Below are 24,914 nucleotides of genomic sequence, written 5' to 3' on the forward strand. Positions count from 1 at the left end.
GCTCCGGCTTGCTGCCCGGCACGTTCCCGAAGCCGGAGAAAGCCCGTGACCCGCCGCCGCAAGATCATCCTCCTGACCACCGCCGTCGCCTGTATTTGCCTCGCATTCGGCGCGGCTCGCGCGCGCAACGCGCCGCAAGTCGCCACCGGCTTCCTCGCCGACATCCTCTGCGCCGAGACATTTGTCTCCGGCCTCGATCCGCAGCGCACCCTCACCGAGACCACCGACGCGATGCCGGGCTCGGGCCTGATCACCTGGGCGATGGACTACCGGATCGACCGGGTGCGCAAGGACGTCACCGTGACGCTGTTCGGCCTCGGCCGTAGCCATGCCGTCTATCGCGAGGGGCTGGGCTGTACGCTCGAGCACGGCGCTGATATCGCCGACGTCGCGCCTCCGGCCGACGACAAGCAGCCCACATTGCTCCCCGAGATCGCGGGACCTCTGATCGTGCCGCCGCAAAGCGAGGGGCTATCGGCCGCACTCGATCGTGCCTTCACCGAACCCGCGCAACCGCCCACCCGCCGCACTCGCGCCATCGTCGTCATGAAGTCGGGCCGTGTCATCGCCGAGCGTTATGCGGATGGTGTCGGGCCGGAGACGCCGCTGCTCGGCTTCTCCATGACGAAGTCGGTGATCTCGGCGCTAACAGGCATTCTCGTGCGCCAGGGCAAGCTCAAGCTCGACAGCCCCGCGCCGGTCGCCGCGTGGAAAAACCCGGACGATCCCCGCCACGCCATCACCGTCGACCAGTTGCTGCGGCACACCGCGGGCCTCGCGCTCGGCAGCTCGCTGCAGGCTTCGCTCGGCTCCGCCTTCGAGCCGGTCAATCGCATGAAATTCATCGAGGACGACATGGCCGCCTATGCCGCGAGCATGCCGCTTGCGACCGCGCCGGGCACGGTGTGGAATTATCACGACGGCAACACCATCATGCTCGCGCACCTGATCCGCAATGTCGCCGGCGGCAACCCCGCCGACGCGCTGCGCTTCGCGCGCCGTGAGTTGTTCGCGCCGCTCGGCATGCGCCAGGTCACGCTCCAGCTCGACGGTGCCGGTACGATCGAGGGATCGAGCGAGATGCTGGCCTCCGCGCGCGACTGGGCGCGCTTCGGTCAGCTCTATCTCAATGACGGCGTCGCCGGCGGCAGGCGCATCCTCCCCGAGGGCTGGGTGAATTACACAGCGTCAGCCACGCCGAATGCCTGGGTCGGCATCGGCGCCGGCTTCTGGACCAACCGGGGCGACAGTTTCGGCGCCAAGTTTCGTGTCGACCACGGCTGGCCGCGCGATGCGTTCTTTGCCAAGGGTACGATCGGACAGTACATGATCATCATTCCCTCGGAACGGCTTGTGATCGTGCGGCTGGGCCGCTCGCCGAACTGGCCGCCGGAAGCGGACGGCGTGTTCGATCTGGTGCGGGATGTGGTGGCGGCCACGCGCGAGAAGGGGAAAATGGCGGGGGTGGATTGAGGTGAGAGCTTCTCTTCCCTTCTCCCCTTGTGGGAGAAGGTGGCGCGAAGCGCCGGATGAGGGGTCTCTATCCGCGAATTAGACCGCTAGAGAGTCGCGCGCGGAGAGAACCCCTCACCCGGCTGCGCTTCGCGCATCCACCCTCTCCCACAAGGGGCGAGGGTGCACCGTCTGCGCGGAGGGAATCTCCTACCTCCCCAGCTCCGTGGCCTTCGCCACGCGGTCGAACCGCTCCAGCGTCATGATCGCGTCGGCAAACTTCTCCGCGCGCGCGTTCAGCACCGGGCGCGCCAGCGTCAGAAACTTCTGCTGCATCGCCTGCGCATCGGGGAACGAATTCGGCTCGCCCGAGGGATCAGCATAGAGCCGCTCATGCACGCCATCATCCGTCGTGATGCTGACGCGCGCGCCGAACGGATGGGTGCGGCCGACCTCGAGCCGATCGTCCTGCACCACGTCGAACTTGTCGGCGAGCGCATCGATGGCGGCGTCGCCAAGGCGGTTGTAATCATCCCAGCCGAACGAGCCCTGGTCGAGCGCGAGCGCGCCGGTGAAGAACATCGAGAACTGGCCGCCGACGATCGAGGTGGGATGCCGCTTGGTCGCGGCATCGCCGGTCAAGGTGATGCCGTTCCGATGCAAACCGATCTCGACGCGCTTGACCTGGTCCGGCGTCAGATTGTGCTCGCGCCGCATCGCGATCAGCGCGTCGATCGCGGCGTGGGTGTAGCGGCAGCTCGGATACGGTTTTACGCCGATCTTCATCGTCTCATAGGTCTTGCCGAGCTCGGCCACCGCCTTGTCGGGATGCGCATCGTCGGTGTAGCCGGCGAGCAGGCCGTGCTTGCCCTCGACCGATTCCGTCGCGCCGACGAAATCGTTGCGCGCCAGCGTCGCGGCGATCACGCCATTCATCGCGGCGGCGCCGACCTGGTAGCGCTTGTTCCAGGCGCCGTTGACCAGGAATTGCAGCGAGCCCGCGGCCTGGCTGCCGGAGACGCCGAAGGCGGCGATGATCTGTTGCTCGGACAGGCCGAACAGTTTGCCCGCGGCGGCCGCCGCGCCATAGGTGCCGGCGGTCGCGGTCGGGTGGAAGCCGCGCGCGTAATGCGAGGTCGGGTCGAGCGCGTTGCCGAGCCGGCAGCAGACCTCATAGCCCGCGACGATCGCGGTCAGCACGTCGCGGCCCGACGCGCCGACCATCTCGCCGACGGCGAAGGCGGCCGGAACCACCGGCGCGCTCGGATGCAGCGAGGAATCCGCGTGCGTATCGTCGAAATCGAGGGAATGGCCGAGCGCGCCGTTGAGCAGTGCCGCGACCGCCGGCGTCCAGGTCTTGCTGTCGCCGAACACGGTGGACTCGCCCTTGGTGTCGAGCGCGAGCGCTTCCAGCATCTTCAGGATCGAGGGGGTGGATTCCGCCTCGCTGCGGGCCCGGATGGCGCTGCCGAGGAAGTCCAGCGTCAGCACCTTGGCGCGATTCAGCACTTCCGCCGGAATATCCTGGTATTTCAGATTGACGACATAAGCGGCGAGCGTTGCGGTTTCGTGAGCCATCGTGTTTCCTCGTTTTGGCGCGCAAGTTAGGCGGGCTGATTTGGCCTTTCAAGCGGCCTTGGGGCCGCGGGCATCAGCCATGCTTTTGGCAGGCTCCAAGAGGATCGGACCGGGACATTCGACGATGGCATTCGCAAGACAAATGTTCGACCGGATCCGATCACGACGCACGCAGTTGGGGCTGGCGATCCGGGTCACGGTGGCCGCAGTGGCGGCCTATGCGATCGCCACCGCGCTGCATCTGCTATTGCCGCTCTGGGCCGTGCTGACCTCGCTGATCGTGACCCAGATGAGCGTCGGCCGCTCGCTGAAGGCGACGCGCGACTACGTGCTCGGCACGATCGGCGGCGCCATCTATGGCGGCGCCATCGCGATCCTGATCCCTTATTCCACCGAGGCGGGCCTGTTGGGGCTGCTGGTGCTGGCGGTCGCGCCGCTCGCCTTCGTGGCCGCGATCAACCCAAGCCTCAACGCCGCCACGGTGACCGCGATCATCGTGCTGCTGGTTCCGACCATGCATCATTCAGATCCCCTGGCGTCGGCGATCGACCGCGTCAGCGAGGTCGGGGTGGGCGCCATCACTGGCCTGCTGGTCTCATTCCTAGTGCTGCCGTCCCGCGCCGTGCGGCAGATCCGCGCCAGCGCGGCCACGCTGCTCGAACTGATCGCGGATGCCTTCACCGAACTGCTCGCGGGGCTCACGCGCGGCCGCGACAACGACGCGCTGCACCGGATCCAGGACGGCATCGGCACGGCAATGGTGGGCATGAACGCGATCGGCGCCGAAGCCGAGCGTGAACGCTCCGTGCGACTGTCGAGCGGCCCCGACACCGGCCCGCTGCTGCGCACCGTGCTGCGGCTGCGCCATGACGTCGTGATGATCGGCCGTGCCACGGTGGTGCCGCTGCCGGCCGAGGTGCAGATGCGGCTTGCAGCCCCGCTGACGGAAGTCTCGACCGTGATCGCGCGATTCCTTCGCTCCGCCGCCGCGGCGCTGCGCGAGGGCGCCGGCGCGCCGGCGATCCATCCGGTCCACGTCGCGCTCCAGCATTATGCCGAGGCCGTCGCCGCCGTCCGTCATGACGGCCTGATCCGCGGCCAGCCCGGCGACACCGCCGAGCGCTTCTTTGCCATCGGCTTCTCGCTGGAGCAGATGCACCAGAATCTCTGCGATCTCGATCGCGTCGTCGGCGAATGGTCAGAGGCTTCGACCGACAAGTCCGCGCGCGTGGCGGAGTGATTCTTTAGAGGTCGAAGAAAGCGAGCGCTGCCGCGTCGCGCTGCTCGATGCCGTCGGTCAGCGCCTTCAGCGCGACATCGAAGCCGGGCTGCTTCTGCTCCAACTCCCATGCGCCGTCATGGTCCCACTGAAAGCACTGGCCATGTCGCTCGCCCGGCTCGACATGGAGCAGCAGGCAGCGACTGAGCTGTGATGGCTCGGCGATGGGCACCAGGTGTTTCAGCGACACGCCATACTCCTTGCGGAAATAGGCGCAGGCCTCTTCGAGCTCGTCCTCGGAATGAGCAATGAAGTCGAGGACGTTGCGCAGCTGCGTGGCCAGCTCGTCCGGTGCGTAGAAGCGTAGCTCGGAGGACGATTCAGGCAGCCGTACCAGCAGCTCGGTCTCGCCGCGGCTCAGCAGGAAATTGCGATAATCGTCGGGCAGTTTGACATCGATGGCCTGCTCTGCCGCGCTGACATCCGCTTCGCTGGCCGGCGTGCCGGGCTTCCAGCGCCAGCCCTTTGCGGTCGTGCCTGCCTTGCGCCGGGCTTCATATTCGGCGTAGCCGGGAAACAGCGTGATGACATCGTAGCCGCCGAACCGTGACCATTGATAGGCATCGTCAAAGGCTTCCTCCCGTCGCTCCGGAAAGAAGCCGCAAAGAATCTCGGCACGCTGGAGAATGCGATCATGGTTCGGAGCGATCTTGCAGAGATGCTCGATCGTCGCGAGCGCCGCGACCGGATTTTCCGCGAGAAGATAGACGTCGCTGAGCAATTCGAGGATGCGACCTTCAAGGTCGCCTTCGTACATGGACCAGGCGTAATGCGACTGTCCCGCAGCCCGCCGTGCGCGGAGCGCGTCACGCGCCTGTTCGGCAAAGCGCAGGGTCTGCGTAAAATCTTCGCCTGCGGCCTTGCCGTGATGAGCGGCGAGCCAGAGATACAACGGCTCATGTTCGGCCGGAGTGCCCTTGAGCGCGTCGAGCTGCGCGGCCTGCTCGGCCATCGGCGCGCTGAGCGCCAGGATCATCAGCTCATCGAGCCCCTTCTGCCAGTCCGGCTTGGCTCGCGGATTGGGACCGAGGTCGCGCAGCGTGTAGTTGGTATGATCCGTCTCGACATAGCCGGCCGCGACCAGCTTGGCGACATGGCGGCGGAAAGCCGCTGCGGCGCCGGCGATATCAGGAAATTCCTCGCGCAGGAATTCGTTCGCGTCGGGCTCGCCCTTCCAGTTCATATGAATGCCGATCACCATGGGATCGCTGCCCGGGACCAGCATCAGCTCGCGATCGTCATCGCCGGGTGCGCGGTGGAAGAACTTTGCCAGATACATGCGACCCTCCGAACGCGCCGCCGGGATCGGGGCGCCACGTCTCAGTCGCAGTTTCAGGGAAACCGGTTCATGCCGGCCGGCAAGAGCGTTTTCGAGCGAAGCGGATAGCGGTTCGCGTGAAGAAAACGCGTCCTAAACAACGGTCAGCGCTTTTTCAGGCCCTTAGCCACCATGCGCCAGAGCAGCAGGTCGATGCGGTCCTGGCCGAAGAACGGCTCGTTCTCGAACACGAAGGTCGGCACGCCCCAATGGCCGGAGGCGGCATGGTCCTTTTCGTTCTCGGCGATCACCCGCTCGTAGCGATCGGGGTCGGCACTGATCGCTTCATCCATCGCGGCGAGATCGAAGCCGGCCGCTTCAGTGGCGCGCGCGAGGTGATCGCCTTCGTTCCAGCCCGCCACCGAGCCGTCCCACAGCACGCGCGCGATCGCATCGGTGAATGCGAGCGAGCGGCCTTCGAGCTGCGCCATCGCACCCAGCCGGGTCAGGCGGTGGATGTAGGGCTGCTCGGCCGCAACATCGAACGTCGTCTTGTCCTGCACGATCGGATCGGGCCTCGGAAAGCGGAACGGGATGCCCTCGTGCTGCGCCACGCGCGTGCTGTCGAGCACCACATAGCGAATGAAGTTCGGACTGGCCTTCTTGAAGAAGCCGGGCACGCGGACGGCGAGCGGATAGACCGGCCGCAAATTCACCGCGAGATCGTACTCTTCGACGAGCTTGAGCGTCTTCGGCAGCGCCAGATAGCTGAAGGGACTGCGGTAGGAGTAGAAGAGATCGACGGACAGGGTCATTGCACCGGCTCCATGATCCCGATCATCCCGCCAGTCTGCGCGTCAGCATGCGGAAGCGCAAGATCAGGAGGCCGGCATAGACGAACGTGCCGGTCGAGAACCCGATCCAGACGCCGACCGCGCCGAGCCCGGCATTGAAGGCCAGCACCCAGGCGATGGGAAAGGCGACGCACCAATAGCCGATCGCCGCGAACAGCAACGTCATCCTGGTATCGTTGATGCCGCGCAGCGCGCCGGCCATGATGGTCTGGAGGCCGTCGGCGATGAAGAAGGTCGCTCCGACCAGCAGCAGGGTCGCCGTCAGCTCGACGGTGGCCGCGCTGGCCTCGCTGCTCCCGAAGAACAGCCGTCCGAGCGCGTAGCGGCCGAGGATGATGGCAACGGTCAGGGCCGAGACCAGCGCTACGCCAAGCACCGCCGCGACGAGGCCCGCTCGCCTCACCGCGGCCGGGTCGTCGCGGCCGAAAGCATGGCCGACGCGGACCGTCGCCGCCATGCCGATGCCAAGCGGGACCATGAACAGCACGGCGGTGACCTGGAGCGCGATCTGGTGCGCGGCAAGCGCCGTGGTCGAGATCAATCCCATCAGCAGCGCGGCGGACGAGAACAGACCATATTCCAGCAGCAGGGAAAACGAGATCGGCGCACCGACCGCGATGAGCTGGCGCATCAGGGGCCAGTCGATCCGCCACAGATGGGCGAGCGGGCGGTAGTCCGCGAATGGCTTTCGCCATGCGGCGATGGCGAGCACGGCGAGGAAGGTGCCGAGATTGACGAGCGTGGTCGCAAGCCCCGCGCCGAACAGGCCGAGCTCCGGCAGGCCGAACAGGCCGTGGATCAGGCAATAGACCAGCGCCGCGTTGGCGGGGATCGCTGCAACGGTGATCCACAGCGGCGGCTGCGGCCGGTTCACCGCGCTCATCATGCTGCGCAACGCGATGAAGCCGAGCGCCGGCGCGATGCCCCAGGCCAGCCCGTTCAGATAGCGCTGCGCGAGCGCGGCCGATTGCGGCGCCTGTCCGAGCGCCAGCAGGATGCGCTCGCCATAGAGCGGCGAGGCCATCATCGGCAGCGAGATCAGGAGTGCGATCCACAGGCCGGCGCGCAGGGAGCGGCGGATGCGCTTGACGTCGCCGGCGCCGAACGCCTGCGCGGCCAGCGGCGACACCGCGGCCATCAATCCGAGCCCGAAGGTGAAACTGACGAAATAGACGGTGTGCGCCAGCGCGGCGGCCGCGACCGCATCCTCGCCGAGCCGCCCGATCAGCGCGAGATCGGTCGTGATCATCGCGATCTGCCCGAGCTGCGTCAGCATCATCGGCACGGCCAGCCGCAGCGTCTCGACGAACTCTTCGGCGAGATGGTTTTGCGGCACGCCGGCTTGCGGCTGCGGACGAGGCTGGACGGTGTCGAGCATGGCGGTTGCAATAGCACAGCCGCACGTCGAAAACATGGCCCAGCTCTCGTGTCCCGGACGCGCGAAGCGCGAGCCGGGACCCGGGAGCCAAGGGCGCGGCTCTCAGGAACCGTAGGGTGGGCAAAGGCGCGCTTGCGCCGTGCCCACCATCAGTCCAACGCGGCAACAGAAGCGGTGGGCACGCTACGCTTTGCCCACCCTACGATACTGTGGCGCGGAGAGAACTTCTCAGCCCTTCCTTTCAGGCACGCGCCTGATCTTGGCGCCGAGCGCGTTCAGGCGTTCGTCGATGCGCTCGTAGCCGCGCTCGATCTGGTCGGCGTTGTTGATCGTGGAGGTGCCCTCGGCGCAGACCGCGGCGAGCAGCATCGCCATGCCGGCGCGGATGTCGGGCGAGATCATCGATGCGCCACGCAGGCGGCTGGGGCCGGCGATGATGGCGCGATGCGGATCACAGAGAACAATTCGCGCGCCCATGGCGATCAGCTTGTCGACGAAGAACATTCGCGATTCGAACATCTTCTCGAACATCAGGATCACGCCGTCGCATTGCGTGGCAGTGACGATCGCGATCGACATCAGATCGGCCGGGAAGGCCGGCCAGGGCTGATCTTCCAGCTTCGGCACGTGGCCGCCGAAATCGTCCTGGATCTTCAGCGTCTGGTTCGAGGGCACGATGAGATCATCACCCTCGATGCGGCAGACGATGCCGAGCCGCTCGAACCCCATGCGGATCGAGCGCAGATGCTCGACGCCGGCGCGCACGATGCGAAGCGGGGAGCGCGTGACGGCCGCAAGCCCGATCAGCGAGCCGACTTCGATATGGTCGGGCTGGATCCGGTAGGTCGTGGCGCCCAGCGTCGCCGGTCCATGCACGATCATGGTGTTGGTGCCGATGCCCTCGATTCGCGCGCCGAGCGCGACCAGGAAATTGGCGAGGTCCTGCACATGCGGCTCGGAGGCCGCGTTGCGCAAATGGGTGACGCCGTCGGCGGCGACCGCCGCGACCAGCGCGTTCTCGGTTGCGGTGACGCTCGGTTCGTCCAGAAACACGTCGGCACCGGCGAGCTTTGCCGCGCGGAATTCGAGCCGGTCGGTGGCGGTGACCTTGGCGCCCAGCTGTTCGAGCGCGAGCACATGGGTGTCCAGGCGGCGGCGGCCGATGACGTCGCCGCCGGGCGGCGGCAGCATCACTTCGCCGCAGCGGGCGAGCAGGGGGCCCGCGAGCAGGATCGAGGCGCGGATACGGACGCAGAGCTCGGGGTCGAGGTCGGCGGCGCGGATGCTCTTGGCGTGGATATGAAGCGTATTGCGGGCGGTCCATTCCGCCGCCGCGCCGACCGAGCGGATCAGCTCGACCAGCGTCTCGGTGTCGCGGATCCGCGGCACGTTCTCCAGCGTCACCGGATGCTCGGTGAGCAGGGCGGCGGCGATGATCGGCAGCGCCGAATTCTTGTTGCCGGACGGCTCGATCGAGCCCGAGAGCCGGTGACCGCCCTCGACAATGTACTGGATGGGCGCCACGGGGTTCTCGCTGTCCTGTTGGGTGGGGCTGTTTCGGGCGGAAACTACAGAGAATTGACCGCGGGAGCAATTGCGGCGGCCACCGGCCGTTGCCGATCCGTTAGCCTCGGAGAGGCTGCCAATCCCTCATGGTGAGGAGCGCGGAACGCGCGTCTCGAACCATGAAGGCCCGGATATCTCGCCCGCGGCCATCCTTCGAGACGCCCGCTTCGCGGGCTCCTCAGGATGAGGTCCGGAGCTTGTGGCGCGGCAGGCCACCGATCAAAGCAGCCCGATGATATTCCCCACCACATACAGGATCGCGATCAGGATCAGCGCGCCGATCATGACGAAGGAAATCTCGATCGCGATGGCGCCGGTGCCGAGCGTCGCGGCCACGGCAGCAAGAAGCCGCTCCTCCCGAAAGATCAGCGCGAGGACCGAGAGCAGGATGGCGAGCAGACCGAGCGAGATCGCGGTGGCCGAAGCGGTTTCGCTCCAGCTCCGCCCAGCCGATTTCTCGACCTTGGGCGCCTGATACTCCACGCCCTTCACGCGCGCGATCACGCGGTCCTTGATGCGATGGCCGGTGTCGACGATGACCTGGTCCGCCGGGGGCGGCGGGAAGATCATCGGCACGATCCAGTGCGGCAACACCGCCGCCATCAGCGCCAGCACGCCGACAATGCTGCCGATGATGCCGAGACGGCGGGAGGGGAGGGCGGAACTGGTGGTCGCAGAGCTGGTCATGCGTGGCGCATCCCGGCCGGAATTGGCCTTACGGGTTCATGCCACTTCGTCGCGATGGTGGGAGGTGAGGTTCAGCGATGCTGGGATCGGCCTAGCCGTCATGCCCGGGCTTGTCCCGCCTGCGCGGCCGAAGCCACGCGCCTCAGATATCGATCGTCGCGCTCAGCGAGTGTTCCTGGATGAAGTCGCGGCGCGGCTCGACCACGTCGCCCATCAGCTTGGTGAAGATGTCGTCGGCCTCGTCGACCTCCTTGACCTTCACCTGCAGCAGCGAGCGCGCATCGATGTCCAGCGTCGTTTCCCAGAGCTGCTCCGGGTTCATCTCGCCCAGACCTTTGTAGCGCTGCAGCGTGATGCCCTTGCGGCCGGCGTCGGTGACCGCTTCGAACAGGTCGACCGGGCCGTAGACCATGTGCTCGGTGTCCTTGCGCCGCAGCTTGCCAGGGCGGGCATAAACGTCCTGGAGCTTCACGGTGTATTCGTCGAGCTTGCGGGCTTCGACCGAGCCCAGGAAGGCGGCGTCGATGACGGCGGCTTCCTTGACGCCGCGCACGGTGCGCTCGAATTGGAAACCCTGACCTTCCACGTACTGGCCGACCCAGCCGCGCTCGACCTCCTCGGCCTGGTTGTCCAGCCGTCCCGCGATGTATTGTGCCGCTGCGGCGGCTTTCTCGGGATCGCCGTAGATCGCCTTGTTGAGCACGCCGGTGATGGCGGCCTGCTCGATCACCTTGCGATTGTAGCGGCTGTGCAGATTGCGCAGGACGCTGCGGACGGTGCGGGCGTCGTCGACCAGCGAGCGCAAATCGCGGCCAGTGCGATCACCGCCGACGCCGGGAATGAAGACGCAGTCGTCGAGGCCTGTGTCGATCAGATAATCCTCGAGCGCCCGCTCGTCCTTCAGATATTGCTCGGACTTGCCGCGGCTGACCTTATAGAGCGGTGGCTGGGCGATGTAGAGGTAACCGCCGTCGATGATGTCGCGCATCTGCCGGTAGAAGAAGGTCAGCAGCAGCGTGCGGATGTGGGCGCCGTCGACGTCGGCGTCCGTCATCACGATGATCTTGTGATAGCGCAGCTTCTCGATCGAGAACTCGTCGCTGATGCCGGTGCCGAGCGCGGTGATCAGCGTGCCGATCTGCTCGCTGCCCAGCATCTTGTCGGGGCGGACGCGCTCGACGTTGAGGATCTTGCCGCGCAGCGGCAGCACCGCCTGGAATTCGCGGTTGCGGCCCTGCTTGGCGCTGCCGCCTGCCGAGTCACCCTCGACGATGAAGAGTTCGGATTTCGCCGGATCCTTTTCCTGGCAGTCGGCGAGCTTGCCGGGCAGCGAGGAGACCGAGAGCGGGCTCTTGCGCGTCAGCTCGCGCGCTTTTCGCGCGGCTTCACGCGCGGCGGCGGCCTGGATCACCTTGCCGACGATCATCTTGGCTTCCGAGGGATGCTCCTCGAACCAGGCCTGGAGCGCCTCGTTGAGGACGTTCTCGACCACGGGACGCACTTCCGAGGACACCAGCTTGTCCTTGGTCTGCGACGAGAATTTCGGATCGGGCACCTTCACCGAGAGAACGGCGGTGAGGCCTTCACGGCAATCGTCGCCGGTCAGCGCGATCTTTTCCTTTTTGGCGTTGGCCTCGGCATAGCCGTTGACCTGGCGCGTCAGCGCGCCGCGGAAACCGGCCAGATGGGTGCCGCCGTCACGCTGCGGGATGTTGTTGGTGAAGCACAGCACGTTCTCGTGGTAGCTGTCGTTCCACCACAGTGCGGCCTCGACGCCGATGCCGTTGGCTTCCGCGCGCACCATGATCGGCGCCGGCACGATCGCCTTCTTGTTGCGGTCGAGATATTTGACGAACTCCTCGACACCGCCGGAATAGTGCATCTCCTCGCGCTTCTCGACCGCATGGCGCATGTCGGAGAGGGCGATGTTGACGCCGGAATTGAGGAAGGCGAGCTCGCGCAGCCGGTGCTCCAGCGTCGCAAAATCATATTCGATGTTCTTGAAGGTTTCCGTCGAGGCCTGGAACGTCACCTCGGTGCCGCGCTTGCCCGGCGCGTCGCCGACCACCACCAGCGGTGCGACCGCATCGCCATGGGCGAACTCGATGTAGTGCTCCTTGTTGTCGCGCCAGATGCGCAAGCCGAGCTTGCTGGACAGCGCGTTGACGACGGAGACGCCGACGCCGTGCAGGCCGCCGGAGACCTTGTAGGAATTCTGGTCGAACTTTCCGCCGGCATGGAGCTGGGTCATGATGACCTCGGCCGCGGAGATGCCTTCGCCCTTGTGGATGTCGACGGGAATGCCGCGGCCGTCGTCGCGCACCGTGACGGAATTGTCGGCATTGAGCACGACGTCGACGCGCGTGGCGTGGCCCGCGAGCGCCTCGTCGATCGCGTTGTCGACGACCTCGTAGACCATGTGATGCAGGCCGGAGCCGTCGTCGGTGTCGCCGATATACATGCCCGGGCGCTTGCGGACGGCGTCGAGACCCTTGAGCACGCGGATCGATTCCGCCCCGTAATCGCTTGGATTTGAGGGCTCGTTTTCGGCAGGCGTCTGCCGAGCAGGTTCTGTCATGAGAGGCCTTCGAGATGTCGCCCGAATCAGCCGCGCAAAAGGCGCTGATTTGCAGGCTATTTGTGCCATGAAAGACCGCTTGCGCCTAGCGCAAAGTATCTTCCGGCAACCCTTTGACGAAATAGGGATTTTTTGCCGGTTTTCAAGGCTCCCGGAGGCCGATTCTGGGGCTTGCGAAAAGGGCGATTCGAGGCCCTGTTTTTAGCTCTTGAAGGCGTGGATTTTGCGGGGCGGAGAAGCGCGTTCCCAGGCGCCGTGGCGCCCCGGAACAGGCCACCGGGTTCAGTAGATCTGATCCGGCCTCTTGTCGTCGTCGCCCAAGCTGAGGGACCAGGCCTCGCCTGAGGCCACGGTGATGGTATCGGTGCGCACCGCATAGCCCGACACGACCAGCTTGTAGGAATATTTGCCGGGCGGCAGATCCAGCGTTTGTGGGTGATTGACGCCGCCCGCGATCTTGATGGTCTGATCGTTGATCGTGAGCGAAGCCGTGTCTGGCGCGAGATAGCCGAATATCAGCCGCGCTTGTCCTGCTATCGGCAGGAAATTGGCCTTCGCCGCGGCCTCCGTATTCCGCTGCACCAGGCTGACAATGGTCTCGTCCTGCGCGCGGCCAAGCTTCAGGGTGGCCGGCCCCTTGGGTGAGGCGAAGGCGAGCTGCACATGATCGGCGGCAACCACAGTGCTTTCAGGCCTTTCCTCCCAGCCACGCTTTGCGAGCTCCCTGCGGTAGAAGGCGAGCACATCGCTGAGCTGGGCCTGCACATGGGCTTCGAGTCCGACCCGCAGCGGGATTTCGATGCCGGTCATATGGGTGGTGTTGGAGCTGGAGAAGTTGTGTTGCTTCGGCACCGGCATCTCGGCGTCTGGATCCGCCGGTGTGAGTGCGGCCGAAGTTTGCGGTGACGGGTGCGGCAGCCATCCGCCGGCGCCTGCGGCGACCAGGCCGCCCGCGAGAAGAGCGAGGCCGCACGCGAACAGCCGCCATCGTGCCGGGACCTTCGTTCTGCGCCTCACCGTCGTCATGCCACTCTCCAGGGATGTCGCGCGTTGTAGTCTTCGCGCGATGCAGCGGCTGCGACACAGTCGCCGCCGCCTCCGGACGACTAGTCGCCCCACCAACTGGACAGGTTCAACCTGGCCGTTACAGGCACAGGCGGCGGGATCAATACATCTGAAGCGGCAGCACGTCGTCGCTTGGCCCCACCAGGAGGCCCCAGGCGTCGCCGGCGGCAACGGTCAGGGTTTCGTTGCGAGCGGGCTGCCCGGGCAGGCGCAGCGCGTACTGATACTTGCCGGGCGGTAGATCCAGCATCGGGCCTTTCGGCGATTGCGGGCCGCCGGCGCCGGCAACGCATCCAGCGCGCCAAATGAAGAATCCACTGCCGGCACTCCCTTCTATACGCGATGATATTTCGCGCGGGCTTTCGAAGCGGATCCCGCCGAACGATTTCTCAGCGAAGAAGGATGAGTCGTGGCGTTGGGGCCGACATGAATCGCCACGACTTGTCGCGCTCAGTCCCTCGCTCTTTCGAGCGCGTGTCGAATGACCTTTTGCTCATCCTCCGTCATCTGCGTCGCGCCAAGCTTGAAGGTCAGCTTGTCGATCTTGCCGGTGAAACGGAAGGGCAGCTTATAGCTGTCGTCCACCGTCGTGCGGGTGTCGCTGCCGATGTCAAACGTTTCGTCGATGGCCATAAGAAACGGAATCGTGTGCGGGATCGTCTTTGCGGCCACCAGCTTGCCATCGGCCGTCAGTACACCGGTGCCACCCTTACCCGGGCCGGGTCCGTTGTACTTGAAGTCGAATACAATGGTGTGCTTGCCCGGCTTGAGCGCATCGGTAAACAAGTCGCGACCGCCAATGCCGCCTTCCCAGCGGTACCGTTCTAGATCGAGCAGGTTATAGACGAAGACAGGCTTGCCTTTGAGCAGGTAGAGGGCGTATCCGCCAAAGCGACCGCCTAGAGTTGCGATCATTCCTTCCGCGCCGCCCTTAGGAACGGTAACCTCGGCCGTGATCGTGTAATCCTTATTGAGAAGGCTCGGAGCGTTAGCGTCAGGGATGCCAGCGTTCTCACCAGAATATGTGAAAACGGTTCGTCCGGCGGTCGCGCTTGGGCGCGGTGTCACAATGCGGGGCAGGATCGAGTTGTCCAGCGGAAAGACCTGGTATTTCGCCGCCTCCGACAGGAACAACGCTTGCAACTCCTTGAGCTTGTCGGGATTCTTGGCTGCGAGGTCATTGGCCTGCGAGTAATCCTCAGCGATGTTGTAAAGCTCCCATTTGTAATTGTTGACGTCGGGTAGCTTTGCCGTTCCCAGAAGCCAGGGAGGGACAGGCGGTGTGGTGCATGCATACCAACCATCGTGATAGATGCCGCGGTTGGCGAACATCTCGAAGTATTGCGTGTCGCGCTTTGACGGTGCATTGGCGTTGGCCTGGTCGAACGTATAGGCCATGCTCACGCCCTCAATGGGCCTTTGCTTGATGCCATTGACAGTGTCGGGAGCCTGAATGCCGGTGGCTTCAAGAATCGTCGGCACGATGTCGATCATGTGATGGAATTGGCTGCGGATGCCGCCAACGTCCTTGATGTGGCCGGGCCATGAGATGGTCATGCCTTGCCGGGTGCCGCCGAAGTGCGATGCCACCTGCTTGGTCCATTTGAACGGGGTATCGAAGGCCCACGACCACGCCACCGACATATGCGGATAGGTCTTGTCGGAGCCCCAATCCTCGTAATGCAGCATCAGCTCGGTTTCGGGCAGTTTCAGAATGCCGTTGTAGGCGGTCAGCTGGTTCGGGGTGCCCTCGAGCGTGCCTTCGGCGCTGGTGCCGTTATCGCCGCTGATGTAGATGATCAGCGTGTTGTCGAGTTTGCCCATGTCCTCGACCGCCTGGATGACGCGGCCGATTTCGTAGTCGGTATAGGCCGCATAGCCGGCAAACACCTCGGCTTCGCGCGCGTACAATTTCTTCTGGATGAACGAGAGCGAGTCCCACTTCGGCAGCGTATCCGGCCAGGCGGTGAGCTGGGTGTTCGCCGGGATAACCCCGAGCCGCTTCTGGTTGGCGAAGATCTGCTCGCGCAGCTTCTCCCAACCCATGTCGAACTTGCCCTTGAACTTCTCGCTCCATTCCTTCTTCGGCTGATGTGGCGAATGGGTGCCGCCGGGCACGTAGTAGACGAAGAACGGCTTCTCGGGCGCCGCCGCGTTCAGTCCGTTCATGTAGTTGATGGCGTCATCCGCCATGTCGGTGATGAGGTTGTAGCCGGTCTTCCCGACCCATGGAAAAACCTGGCTCGTGTTGCGGAAAAGGTAAGGCGTCCACTGGTCGGTCTCGCCGCCCATGAACCCATAAAAATACTGAAATCCCATGCCGATTGGCCATTGGTCGAACGGCCCGGCCGAGCTGTACAGATAGGTCGGGGTGTTGTGGTTCTTGCCGAACCATGAGGTGGCAAATCCATTGTCCCGAAGGATAGTCCCGACCGTTGCACTGTCGGGGCCGATGACGGAATCGTAGCCCGGATAGCCGGTGGACATTTCACCGATCACGCCAAACCCGACCGAGTGGTGGTTGCGGCCGGTGATCAGCGCTGCCCGCGTCGGCGAGCAGAGCGCTGTCGAGTGAAACTGCGTGTAACGCAGGCCCGCCTTGGCGATGCGATCCATGTTCGGGGTCGGGACCACCCCACCGAAGGTGCCGGTCACGCCATAACCCTGGTCGTCGGTCATGATCAGCAGCACGTTCGGCGCGCCTTTGGGCGGCACAACGGACGGTGGCCAGTATGGCTTGGAGTCCGTGGCATCTTCCTTGATCACGCCTTCGAACTTCGGAGGCTCAGGCGGAAGCTGCTTGCCATCGATGGTTGTCGTGGCGCTCGGCGAACCCGGCGTGCCGGTGGTTTGCTGCGCGAGGCTGGTCGTCTCCAGCGCGCACAGCATAAAAGCGACCGTCAGTGCGGTGCCGCAAAGCAGCAAGTTGCGGTGGTTTAGTAAGCGGCTTTCTGGCTTTGAGCTATCGTCAACGTGACGGGTACGCGTCATTGGAAGCTCCCTCTTGGAGACGTCAGAACCCTGTTGACGCCTATTCGGGAGGCAATGCCGCAACGCTCTGTTGATCTAGATCAACTTTCCGCCCACGGCTCCGAAACGCCGGCTGCGCGTGGGCGCACCTGCTTCGTCGCACCTCAATACATTTGCAGCGGAAGCACGTCGCCGCTTGGTCCCACCAGGAGGCCCCAGGCGTCGCCCGCGGCAACGGTGAGGGTGTCGGTGCGGGCGGGCTGACCGGGCATACGCAGCGCGTACTGGTACTTGCCGGGCGGCAGGTCGAGCATCGGGCCTTTCGGCGATTGCGGGCCGCCGGCGCCGGCCGCGATCTTGATGGTCTGCTTGTTGATCGTCAGCGATGCCTCCTTCGGCCCGATATTGCCGAGCATCAGCCTCGCCTGTCCCGCCTTGGGCATGATGTCGGCCTTGGCCGCTGCCTGCGGATTCCGCTGCACCAGGCTGACCGTTGTCTCCTCCCTGGCGCGGCCGAGCTTCAGCATGGCCGGACCCTCCGGCGAGGTGAACGCCAGCTCCGCCCGCTCGGCGGTAACAGTCGCGCCGTCAGTCTTTTCCTGCCAGCCGCGCTTGGTGAGCTCTGCGCGATAGAAGGCGAGGACATCTGAGAGCTCAGCCGGAATGCTGGCTTCAAGCTCCTTGCGGAACGACTGGTCGCTGCCGGGGAATTTCGTCGAGCTGATCCCGCTTGATGAGCGCTGCGTCGGCACGGGCAGGGCGGAGTCGGGATCGGGCTTCAGCGGCTCGGTCGATTTGGCCTGCATGGCCTTGGATTCTGTCGGTTTGGATTGTGCCGATTTGGTCTCGACCGGCTTCGCCGCGGCCACGACCAGGCCGGAGCCGGTGGCGCTGACATTCACTTTCGGGCCCATCTGCATCACGGTCATCGAGATCGACTTGCCGCCCTTGGAGAACTCCATCACCGCCATGTTGGGCTGGTTGATGACGGAGGGCTGCTCCTTCCAGCCCGCATTCTTCAGGGATGCGCGGTAGAAGGTGCCGAGCGCCTTCACGCTCGAATTGGAGGAGAATTCGAGCCGGCCGTCGCCGCCTTCGAACGTCACGCCTTCGGCGGTCTCGGGCAGCGGCACCGGTGTCTTGCTGTTGGCGAGCGCATTGAGCGGCGCATCGGAGAGCGCGGCGGCCTGCACCTTGCGCCGCGCCTCGTCGGCGGCGATCATCTTCTGTGCGGCTCCTGCGGCATCGCTGAAGAACTTGTCGTCGGCCTCCTTCTTCGCCTTGGCGCGGGCGGCAAGCGCGGAGTCCTTCACCTGCGCGGTCAGGCTGACCATGGTGAAATCGTATTTGCGGCCGAGCCGCAGCACGCCGGTTTCCTCGGCGTTGGAGATCTTGATCGCGACCTCGTCGCCGGGCGCGAGCGGCGCGCTGCCATCCTCCTGCCAGCCACGCGCGGCGAGCTCGCGGTGATAGAAGGCCAGCACGGCGGGCAGCTCGGCCATCGCGGCGGCCGACATCTCGCGCTTGTTGGAGCTTGCGCTGCCGAGGCCCCTGGCCGTCTTGGTCGGGTTCGGCCGCGGCAGCCCGGCCAGATCGCTATCGGCTTTGAGCTCGCTGGGCAGGGCGAAGGGCGCGACGCGGATATCGACATTGGTGCGGCCGTCGTCGCGGCGCGTCAGTGTCAGCATGACCGGCTTCTGCTGGTAGAAGCCGGTGTCCTTGCTGTCGGGGTGCGCGTAGAAGGCGCGCAGGCCGTTGGGAACGGTTTCATCGAGGCTGGTCGTCCAGCGCGCGGCGGTTTCCGGCGTGAGCTTCTGCCAGCCGATCGCAGCCATCTGGCTGGCGTAGAAATCCGACGTCGCATCGAGCGCGCTCGGCGCGATGCAGCCGAGATAGGGCCGGGTCCCATCGAACATGATGTCGCTCGCGCCGTCCGGAAACGGCACGTTCCCGTAGATCCGGTCGGTCGTGTAGTAGACCACGGATTGATCGGGCCGGCCGAGGGCCTGCGTGAAGTGAACCGAAAGGCCCTGTCGTCCCTTCTTGAAGTTTAGCGTGGTGCTCTTCTCCTCCAGCGGCCTCACATAGGGCACCCAGCCGTCAGCGCTCAGGAGTTTCTTCACCGCCGGCGATGTCACGGCTTCCGGCGTCGGCATGCGGTATTCGACGCGATAGGGATCGGGGCGCGAGGTGTCTTCCACCGCGCCCTCGAGCTGCGGCAGCGCATGGACGTCGACGATGCCTCCGTCGGCGGCGGCCGCAATCGAGCAGCTCGCCATCAGGACAAGGCCGCAGGCAAGCAGCTGCCATCGTGCCGGGACTGGCGTCCCGCGCGGGATCATCGACATCGTCACGTCTCCTGGATATCGCGCAAGGCTCAGGCGCGCGCATTTGCAGGCTGCGACACCGTCGACGCGGCCTCAGACGAGAAGTCGCGGCAGAAACCCGGGAGGTTCAATACAGCAGGAGCGGCGACCATGCCTCTCCGTCGCGCCCGACCGTAAGCTCCCAGGTATCGCCGGCAGCGAAGTTGAGGATGTTCGTCGTGGCTGGATGGCCCGGCACGCTCACCTCGTAGGAATATCTGCCGGGCTGCAGATCCAGCGAAACCGCGTAGGCGCCGGCGGCGTGCTTGATGGTCCGGTCGTTGATCGTGAGCGAGGCTTCCGTTTCGCTGATATTGGAGAACACCAGCTTCGCCTGGCCGGGCTCGGGCATCACGTTCGCATTGGCCGCGACAGATGCGTTCTTCTGCACGAGATTGACGGCGGTGCTGGCGTCCTTGCGGTCGAGCGCCAGCATGCCAGGTCCGAGCGGGGAGGCGAAGGCGAGCTGGACGTGATCGGCGGAGACCACCGCGCCATCGCGCTGCTCCTGCCAGCCGAGCTTGCTGAGCTCGGTGCGGTAGAAGGCGAGGACGTCGCGGAGCTCGGCGGGCACGGTGGCCTCCAGCCTTGTGCGGAGCGGCGTTTCAACGCCCTTGACGACGGTGGTGTGCGTTCCTCGGTAGCTGTAACGGGTTGGCGCGGGCAGCTTGGCAGCGGGGTCCGGCGTGAGCGCCGACGCGAACAGCGGCGACAGATGCGGCACCCAGGCGCTGGCGCTTGCTGCGAGCATGCAGACCGCGAGCAAGAGCAGGCCGCACGCAAACGCCAGCCATTGAGCCGGGACTCGCGCCCCGGTCCTTACCGTCCGCATCTCATTCTCCAGGGTTTTCGCGCGTGACGTCATTTGCGCGCTGGCGAAGGCCGTGACAGGCATCGCCGCGGCCTCAAAGGCTAGTCGCGATTGCAAACGGCCGGGTTCAACGGCGCGGTCTATCGCCGGGCGGAGACACGTCCGCTCTCGACGTCAAAGACATCGCCGCCTGCGCCAATGTCGGCGAAGGCGGCCGGGTCAGCGCCGGTCAGCCACACCTGCGCGCCGAGCTTGCGCAGCTCCTCGAACAGCGCCGCGCGCCGGTTCGGATCGAGATGCGCTACGACCTCGTCGAGCAGCAGCAGCGGCACGATGGCGGTCATCTCGGCGACCAGGCTCGCATGCGCCAGCACCAGGCCGATCAAGAGCGCCTTCTGCTCGCCGGTCGAGGCATCGCGCGCCGGCATGCTCTTCGGCGCATAGATCACCTGGAGATCGGTGAGGTGCGGGCCGTCGGTGGTGCGGCCGGCGATGGCGTCGCGCGGGCGGTTATCGCGCAGGATCTGGCGGTAGCGGTCCTCGACCGACGTCGCGGTCTCCGTGAGCAGCGCGTTCTCCATCCAGCCGTCCAGCGCGATTTGCGCGGACGGAAAGGCGGATTCCTGCGCGCGCGCGTTGAGCATGCCGGTGAGGCGCGCTGCGGTCTGGCCGCGCGTTGCGGCGACCGCGACCGCAAGCTCTGCGGTCTCGCGCTCGATCGCATCACACCAATGGTCGTCGTAATTGCGCGTCTCGAGCAGGCGGTTGCGCGACCGCAGGGAGCGTTCGAGCGCGGAGATGCGGCTGGAATGCTCGCTGTCGATCGCCAGCACCAGGCGGTCGAAGAAGCGCCGCCGCTCGGAGGCCGCGCCCATGAACAGCCCGTCCATCGCCGGCGTCAGCCACACCATGCGGATATGGTCGCCGAAGGCGGTGGCCGAATTGACCGGCTCGCGGTCGATGCGGCAGCGCCGGCTGACTGCGGCGTCCGCGCGTGGCGCGTCGATGCCGGTGCCGAGCGTGGCGAGCCCCAGCGCGCCCTCGACCTGCGCGGACACGGCCCAGGAGCCGTCGCCCTGGTTGTCGGCGACATCTTCCAGCGTGGCGCGCCGCAAGCCGCGGCCCGGCGACAGGAACGAGATCGCCTCGATGCAATTGGTCTTGCCGGCCCCGTTCGGCCCGACCAGCGCCACCATGTCAGCCGCCGTCTCGAGCCCCGCCGCCCGATAATTGCGAAAATGCGTCAGCGTCAGGCGTTGAATGCGGGAGGGGGTCATATCACTCTGTCATTGCCGGGCAGTGCCTTCCCTCCCCCCTTGTGGGGGAGGGTGGCGCCTCACGAAGTGAGGCGACGGGTGAGGGGTATCTTACCGCCCGGCAAGCTTTGCAAGGATGTCTTCCAACACAGAAGTGGGTTGCTGCAGCACGTCATTGTTCCAGTAGCGCGCTATGGCGAAACCTTCGGCGGACAAGGCCGCGTCACGAGCTGCGTCGCTTTCTGATTCGGCATGTTGGCTTCCGTCAATCTCGATCACGAGTCTTTTCTCGAAACAGACAAAGTCGAGAATGTAGTTCTTGAACGGCTCCTGTCGGCGAAACTTGAATGTGGAGAGCCGACGATCCCTCAGCAAGCGCCACATTGCCCTTTCGGCGTCAGTCGGCTCGTGCCGCATCTTCCGTGCAAATTGGCGGAGAGGCGGGGAGGTGGGTCGATGGGACGGGTCTCGTGGCACCAACCCCTCACCCAAGTGAGTTTGCGTCAAACACCGGTGCAGCCCTCTCCCACAAGGGGAGAGGGCGCAGTAACGTGCATCGCGCTTGGGTCTAAAGGCAGTGTGCGCTGGCGAGGGAACACGTCCCTCACACCCGCATCGGCATCAGCACGTAGAGCGCGCTCTTGTCGTCCTTGTCCTGCACCAGGGTCGGCGAGCCGGGGTCGGCGAGCTTCAGCGTGGCGACGTCGCCTTCGATCTGGGCGGCGATGTCGAGGAGGTAGCGCGAGTTGAAGCCGATATCGAGGGCGTCGGAGGCGTATTCGACTTCGAGCTCTTCGGTTGCGCTGCCGGAATCAGGGTTGGTGACCGATAGCACCAGCTTGCCCGGCGACAGCGAGAGCTTCACGGCCCGGCCGCGCTCGCTGGAGATGGTGGAGACGCGGTCGACTGCGTTCTCGAAATCCTTCTTGTCGACGACGAGCTCCTTGTCGTTGCCCTGCGGGATCACGCGGCCATAGTCGGGGAAGGTGCCGTCGATCAGCTTCGAGGTCAGCACCACATTGCCGATGGTGAAGCGGATCTTTGCCTGCGACAGCTCGATCGTGACTTCGGCCTCGTTGTCCTCGATCAGGCGCTGCACCTCGCCGACGGTTTTCCGCGGCACGATCACGCCGGGCATGCCGTCGGCGCCCTTGGGCTGGACCAGGTCGAGCTGGGCGAGCCGGTGGCCGTCGGTGGCAACGCCGCGCAGGGTGGCGGCCGTGGCCGTGCCCGCGGCATGCAGATAGATGCCGTTGAGGTAATAGCGCGTCTCTTCGGTCGAGATCGCGAACTGGGTGCGGTCGATCAGCCGCTTGACGTCCTTGGCGGCGAGCGAGAACGAATGCGACATGTCGCCGGCCGCGAGATCCGGGAAATCATTTTCCGGCAGGGTCTGCAGCGTGAAGCGCGAGCGGCCGGCGCGGATCGCCAGCACGGCGCGGTCGCCGTCGGCCTCCAGCACGATCTGCGAGCCATCGGGCAGCTTGCGCACGATGTCGTAGAACATGTGCGCCGGCACGGTGGTGGAGCCCGCGGTCGCGGTTTCGGCCGGGAGCGTCTCGGTCACCTCGAGGTCGAGGTCGGTCGCCTTCAGCGACAATTTCGCGTTCTCGGCGCGGACCAGCACGTTGCCGAGGATCGGAATGGTGTTGCGGCGCTCGACCACGCGGTGGACATGACCCAGCGATTTCAGGAGTTGCGCGCGTTCGACCGTAACCTTCATTGCACTACTCGCCCGATCCCCAAGGAAACACAACGTTGGAAAAGCCGGGCGGCGGGACGCGCGCCACGGCATCGAAGACCCCGAAAAGCCGGATCATCCAGCCGATATGACCAAAGCCGTCAGGGTCGCGCAAGGTGGCGCGGAAAGCCATCCGTTTCAAGGGATTGGGGGGTGGTTCCCCACGATTTACAGCCCAAAAGGAGGGCGGCCGTCCCGGCAAACGAACACCGCCGCCCAGGCATGGCCGGGGCGGCGGGAGAATGGCAGGAGCCTTAGGCGTTTATTCCTGAAGCTGGCGCTTCAGCGACTCGACTTCCTCGGACAGCGCCGTGTCCTTGTTGACCAGCGCCTCGATCTTGCGCACGGCGTGCAGCACCGTGGTGTGGTCGCGCCCGCCGAAGCGGCGGCCGATCTCGGGCAGCGAGCGCAGGGTCAGCGTCTTGGCGAGATACATCGCCACCTGGCGCGGACGGACCACGTTGGCGGTGCGGCGCGAGGACAGGAGGTCGGAACGGCTGACATTATACTGCCGCGCCACCACGCGCTGGATGTCCTCGATCTTGATCCGCTTCGGCTCCTGCGGCCGGACCAGATCGCGGACCTCGCGCTCGGCCATCTCCAGCGTCACCGGCTGGTTGTTCAGCTTCGAATGCGCGAGAAGCCGGTTGATCGCGCCTTCGAGGTCGCGGCCGTTATGGGTGATGGTGCGAGCCAGATAGAGCAGCACCTCCTCCGGCACGTCGAAGGTGGCGTGATGGGCGCGGGCCGCCGCGACGCGCGACTTCAGGATGCCATGCCGCAGTTCTTCGCCGAGCGAGCCCATCTCGACCACGAGACCGCCGGCGAGGCGCGAGCGCACGCGATCGTCGAGGCTTTCGAGGTCGGACGGCGGACGGTCGGCCGCGATCACGACCTGGCGGCCGGCATCGATCAGCGCGTTCAGCGTGTGACAGAACTCGGCCTGGGTCGACTTGCCCTGGAGGAACTGCAGGTCGTCGATCACCAGCACGTCGATGCCGCGCAGCGCTTCCTTGAAGGCGAGCGCCGTCTGCGTCTTCAGCGCGGCGACGAAGCCGTACATGAATTTTTCGGCCGTGAGATACAGCACCTTGCGCTCGTTGCCGGAATTGCCGGCCCAGGTCACGGCCTGGAGCAGATGCGTCTTGCCGAGACCTACGCCCGCATGGATGTAGAGCGGGTTGAACATGACGGGATCGCCGCGACGCCCTTCGGCGACCTGACGTGCCGCCGCATGCGCCAGCGTGTTGGAGCGGCCGACGACGAAGCTTGCAAAGGTCAGGCGCGGATCGAGCGGCGAGCCGCCGAGCGCGTCGTGGTTTGCGGAGACCGGCGCAGTCGCCGTCGAGCGCAGTTCCGGCGCGGGTGCGCGGCGTGTTTCGACCGGCGCAGGCGTCTCCTTCTGCTGCACGACCGGGCGCACCGCGGAGCGAACGGTGAGATCGATGCGATGAACTTCCGGCGCCTCGGCCTGCCAGCACGACAGTACGCGCTCGGCATAATGCGCCTGAATCCAGCTCTTCAGGAAGCGCGTCGGCACCGAGAGCCGCACGCTCTCCTCCTGCACGCCTTCCAGATCCATACGGGCGAACCAGCTCGTATAGACGTCTTCGCCTACGTTCGAGCGCAGCCGGCTCTTCACGCGTGACCAGCGATCCTGTTCCGATGTGTTCATCGTCAAAAAACTTCTATTGAGAGATAAAGTTGCGTTGTGAGTGCCATGAAGGGGTCCCGCCAGGATCCTTCAAAGGGCACGACCTCGAGCGATTCCATCGTCGGACACAGCTCCGCCGTTCGGCGCGAACGCCGCGGGTCGGACTGGCGATGTCAGAGATGGAGGGGTCGCGAGGTCAGCGCGTACTCGGCGCTCCGTCACACGCGGGAGGCTGGAGGTTGGGCTGATCTAAACCGGCATCGTTGGAGTAGGTGGCTTGTTTCAATACCGCGTTGAGTCCGTAAGACATGATACCCTCCCCGTCCTGCCGTGATTGCTCACGGCAAGGTCCTGCGTGTCCTGAAGACAACTGCGACTGAAGTCGCCGATGTCCCGCCCGTCTGCACTGTTCGTCCGCTCG

17 protein-coding genes and 1 pseudogene are annotated in these 24,914 nt (G+C 65.4%); 2 read left to right on the forward strand and 16 right to left on the reverse strand.

Annotation, left to right across the window (positions count from 1 at the left end):
- The first annotated feature begins 45 nt into the window (after nucleotides 1-45).
- Nucleotides 46-1,473 carry a serine hydrolase domain-containing protein gene (locus AB7535_RS37245; RefSeq protein ID WP_439037539.1) on the forward strand — a complete coding sequence of 476 codons (1,428 nt, stop codon included), beginning with the start codon at nucleotides 46-48 and terminating at the stop codon, nucleotides 1,471-1,473.
- Between the two features lie 189 nt (nucleotides 1,474-1,662).
- Here the strand turns inward: AB7535_RS37245 and AB7535_RS37250 are convergent, their stop codons facing one another.
- Nucleotides 1,663-3,030 (reverse strand): MmgE/PrpD family protein, encoded by a 1,368-nt coding sequence (locus AB7535_RS37250; RefSeq protein ID WP_354113264.1) that lies wholly within the window; start codon nucleotides 3,028-3,030, stop codon nucleotides 1,663-1,665.
- A gap of 124 nt (nucleotides 3,031-3,154) precedes the next feature.
- On the opposite strand from AB7535_RS37250, the gene AB7535_RS37255 reads away from it, so the two are divergent.
- Nucleotides 3,155-4,270: an FUSC family protein gene (locus tag AB7535_RS37255; RefSeq protein ID WP_063980110.1), complete on the forward strand. Its 1,116-nt coding sequence runs from the start codon at nucleotides 3,155-3,157 to the stop codon at nucleotides 4,268-4,270.
- A 4-nt stretch (nucleotides 4,271-4,274) separates the two neighbouring features.
- Here the strand turns inward: AB7535_RS37255 and AB7535_RS37260 are convergent, their stop codons facing one another.
- From AB7535_RS37260 to dnaA, 15 genes and pseudogenes are all read right to left on the reverse strand, one after another.
- Nucleotides 4,275-5,588: an SMI1/KNR4 family protein gene (locus AB7535_RS37260; RefSeq protein ID WP_283017884.1), complete on the reverse strand. Its 1,314-nt coding sequence runs from the start codon at nucleotides 5,586-5,588 to the stop codon at nucleotides 4,275-4,277.
- 143 nt (nucleotides 5,589-5,731) lie between these two features.
- On the reverse strand, nucleotides 5,732-6,382 hold the full coding sequence (locus tag AB7535_RS37265) for a 2-hydroxychromene-2-carboxylate isomerase (protein ID WP_063980108.1): 651 nt from the start codon (nucleotides 6,380-6,382) through the stop codon (nucleotides 5,732-5,734).
- A 22-nt stretch (nucleotides 6,383-6,404) separates the two neighbouring features.
- Nucleotides 6,405-7,799, reverse strand: a complete 1,395-nt coding sequence (locus AB7535_RS37270; RefSeq protein ID WP_063980107.1) for an MATE family efflux transporter — start codon at nucleotides 7,797-7,799, stop codon at nucleotides 6,405-6,407.
- Between the two features lie 228 nt (nucleotides 7,800-8,027).
- Nucleotides 8,028-9,323 carry a UDP-N-acetylglucosamine 1-carboxyvinyltransferase gene (murA, locus tag AB7535_RS37275; protein ID WP_014491005.1) on the reverse strand — a complete coding sequence of 432 codons (1,296 nt, stop codon included), beginning with the start codon at nucleotides 9,321-9,323 and terminating at the stop codon, nucleotides 8,028-8,030.
- 261 nt (nucleotides 9,324-9,584) lie between these two features.
- Nucleotides 9,585-10,052 (reverse strand): hypothetical protein, encoded by a 468-nt coding sequence (locus tag AB7535_RS37280; protein WP_354113266.1) that lies wholly within the window; start codon nucleotides 10,050-10,052, stop codon nucleotides 9,585-9,587.
- Nucleotides 10,053-10,194: 142 nt separating this feature from the next.
- Nucleotides 10,195-12,630 (reverse strand): DNA topoisomerase (ATP-hydrolyzing) subunit B, encoded by a 2,436-nt coding sequence (gyrB, locus tag AB7535_RS37285; protein WP_354113267.1) that lies wholly within the window; start codon nucleotides 12,628-12,630, stop codon nucleotides 10,195-10,197.
- 282 nt (nucleotides 12,631-12,912) lie between these two features.
- Complete coding sequence (locus AB7535_RS37290) at nucleotides 12,913-13,656, reverse strand: hypothetical protein (RefSeq protein WP_354113268.1); 744 nt, start codon at nucleotides 13,654-13,656, stop codon at nucleotides 12,913-12,915.
- Nucleotides 13,657-13,795: 139 nt separating this feature from the next.
- A pseudogene (locus tag AB7535_RS37295) lies at nucleotides 13,796-13,981 on the reverse strand (hypothetical protein); the annotation flags it as partial.
- A 164-nt stretch (nucleotides 13,982-14,145) separates the two neighbouring features.
- Complete coding sequence (locus AB7535_RS37300; RefSeq protein WP_354113344.1) at nucleotides 14,146-16,584, reverse strand: arylsulfatase; 2,439 nt, start codon at nucleotides 16,582-16,584, stop codon at nucleotides 14,146-14,148.
- 245 nt (nucleotides 16,585-16,829) lie between these two features.
- Nucleotides 16,830-19,013 carry a hypothetical protein gene (locus tag AB7535_RS37305; protein WP_354113269.1) on the reverse strand — a complete coding sequence of 728 codons (2,184 nt, stop codon included), beginning with the start codon at nucleotides 19,011-19,013 and terminating at the stop codon, nucleotides 16,830-16,832.
- Nucleotides 19,014-19,119: 106 nt separating this feature from the next.
- Nucleotides 19,120-19,863, reverse strand: coding sequence for a hypothetical protein (locus AB7535_RS37310; RefSeq protein ID WP_354113270.1), 744 nt, complete (start codon nucleotides 19,861-19,863; stop codon nucleotides 19,120-19,122).
- A gap of 119 nt (nucleotides 19,864-19,982) precedes the next feature.
- Nucleotides 19,983-21,119 (reverse strand): DNA replication/repair protein RecF, encoded by a 1,137-nt coding sequence (gene recF / locus AB7535_RS37315; protein ID WP_071908959.1) that lies wholly within the window; start codon nucleotides 21,117-21,119, stop codon nucleotides 19,983-19,985.
- 90 nt (nucleotides 21,120-21,209) lie between these two features.
- Nucleotides 21,210-21,575: an endonuclease domain-containing protein gene (locus AB7535_RS37320; protein ID WP_166066147.1), complete on the reverse strand. Its 366-nt coding sequence runs from the start codon at nucleotides 21,573-21,575 to the stop codon at nucleotides 21,210-21,212.
- Between the two features lie 127 nt (nucleotides 21,576-21,702).
- Nucleotides 21,703-22,821 carry a DNA polymerase III subunit beta gene (gene dnaN / locus AB7535_RS37325; RefSeq protein ID WP_014491013.1) on the reverse strand — a complete coding sequence of 373 codons (1,119 nt, stop codon included), beginning with the start codon at nucleotides 22,819-22,821 and terminating at the stop codon, nucleotides 21,703-21,705.
- Between the two features lie 280 nt (nucleotides 22,822-23,101).
- Entirely contained in the window at nucleotides 23,102-24,514 is a 1,413-nt protein-coding gene (gene dnaA / locus AB7535_RS37330; RefSeq protein ID WP_063980098.1) for a chromosomal replication initiator protein DnaA, read from the reverse strand.
- Between the last annotated feature and the right edge of the window lie 400 nt (nucleotides 24,515-24,914).

The sequence above is a fragment of the Bradyrhizobium sp. 956_D2_N1_4 genome (assembly GCF_052076025.1).
GTDB classification, from domain to species: domain Bacteria; phylum Pseudomonadota; class Alphaproteobacteria; order Rhizobiales; family Xanthobacteraceae; genus Bradyrhizobium; species Bradyrhizobium barranii.

Excerpts from the sequence above, each read along its gene's own strand:
- dnaN (WP_014491013.1), bottom strand. The coding sequence starts at position 22,821 with ATGAAGGTTACGGTCGAACGCGCGCAACTCCTGAAATCGCTGGGTCAT.
- AB7535_RS37290 (WP_354113268.1), bottom strand. The coding sequence starts at position 13,656 with ATGACGACGGTGAGGCGCAGAACGAAGGTCCCGGCACGATGGCGGCTG.
- AB7535_RS37270 (WP_063980107.1), bottom strand. The coding sequence starts at position 7,799 with ATGCTCGACACCGTCCAGCCTCGTCCGCAGCCGCAAGCCGGCGTGCCG.
- AB7535_RS37265 (WP_063980108.1), bottom strand. The coding sequence starts at position 6,382 with ATGACCCTGTCCGTCGATCTCTTCTACTCCTACCGCAGTCCCTTCAGC.
- recF (WP_071908959.1), bottom strand. The coding sequence starts at position 21,119 with ATGACCCCCTCCCGCATTCAACGCCTGACGCTGACGCATTTTCGCAAT.
- AB7535_RS37305 (WP_354113269.1), bottom strand. The coding sequence starts at position 19,013 with ATGTCGATGATCCCGCGCGGGACGCCAGTCCCGGCACGATGGCAGCTG.
- AB7535_RS37280 (WP_354113266.1), bottom strand. The coding sequence starts at position 10,052 with ATGACCAGCTCTGCGACCACCAGTTCCGCCCTCCCCTCCCGCCGTCTC.
- gyrB (WP_354113267.1), bottom strand. The coding sequence starts at position 12,630 with ATGACAGAACCTGCTCGGCAGACGCCTGCCGAAAACGAGCCCTCAAAT.
- AB7535_RS37255 (WP_063980110.1), top strand. The coding sequence starts at position 3,155 with ATGGCATTCGCAAGACAAATGTTCGACCGGATCCGATCACGACGCACG.
- AB7535_RS37300 (WP_354113344.1), bottom strand. The coding sequence starts at position 16,584 with ATGCTGTGCGCGCTGGAGACGACCAGCCTCGCGCAGCAAACCACCGGC.
- AB7535_RS37260 (WP_283017884.1), bottom strand. The coding sequence starts at position 5,588 with ATGTATCTGGCAAAGTTCTTCCACCGCGCACCCGGCGATGACGATCGC.
- AB7535_RS37250 (WP_354113264.1), bottom strand. The coding sequence starts at position 3,030 with ATGGCTCACGAAACCGCAACGCTCGCCGCTTATGTCGTCAATCTGAAA.
- dnaA (WP_063980098.1), bottom strand. The coding sequence starts at position 24,514 with ATGAACACATCGGAACAGGATCGCTGGTCACGCGTGAAGAGCCGGCTG.
- AB7535_RS37310 (WP_354113270.1), bottom strand. The coding sequence starts at position 19,863 with ATGCGGACGGTAAGGACCGGGGCGCGAGTCCCGGCTCAATGGCTGGCG.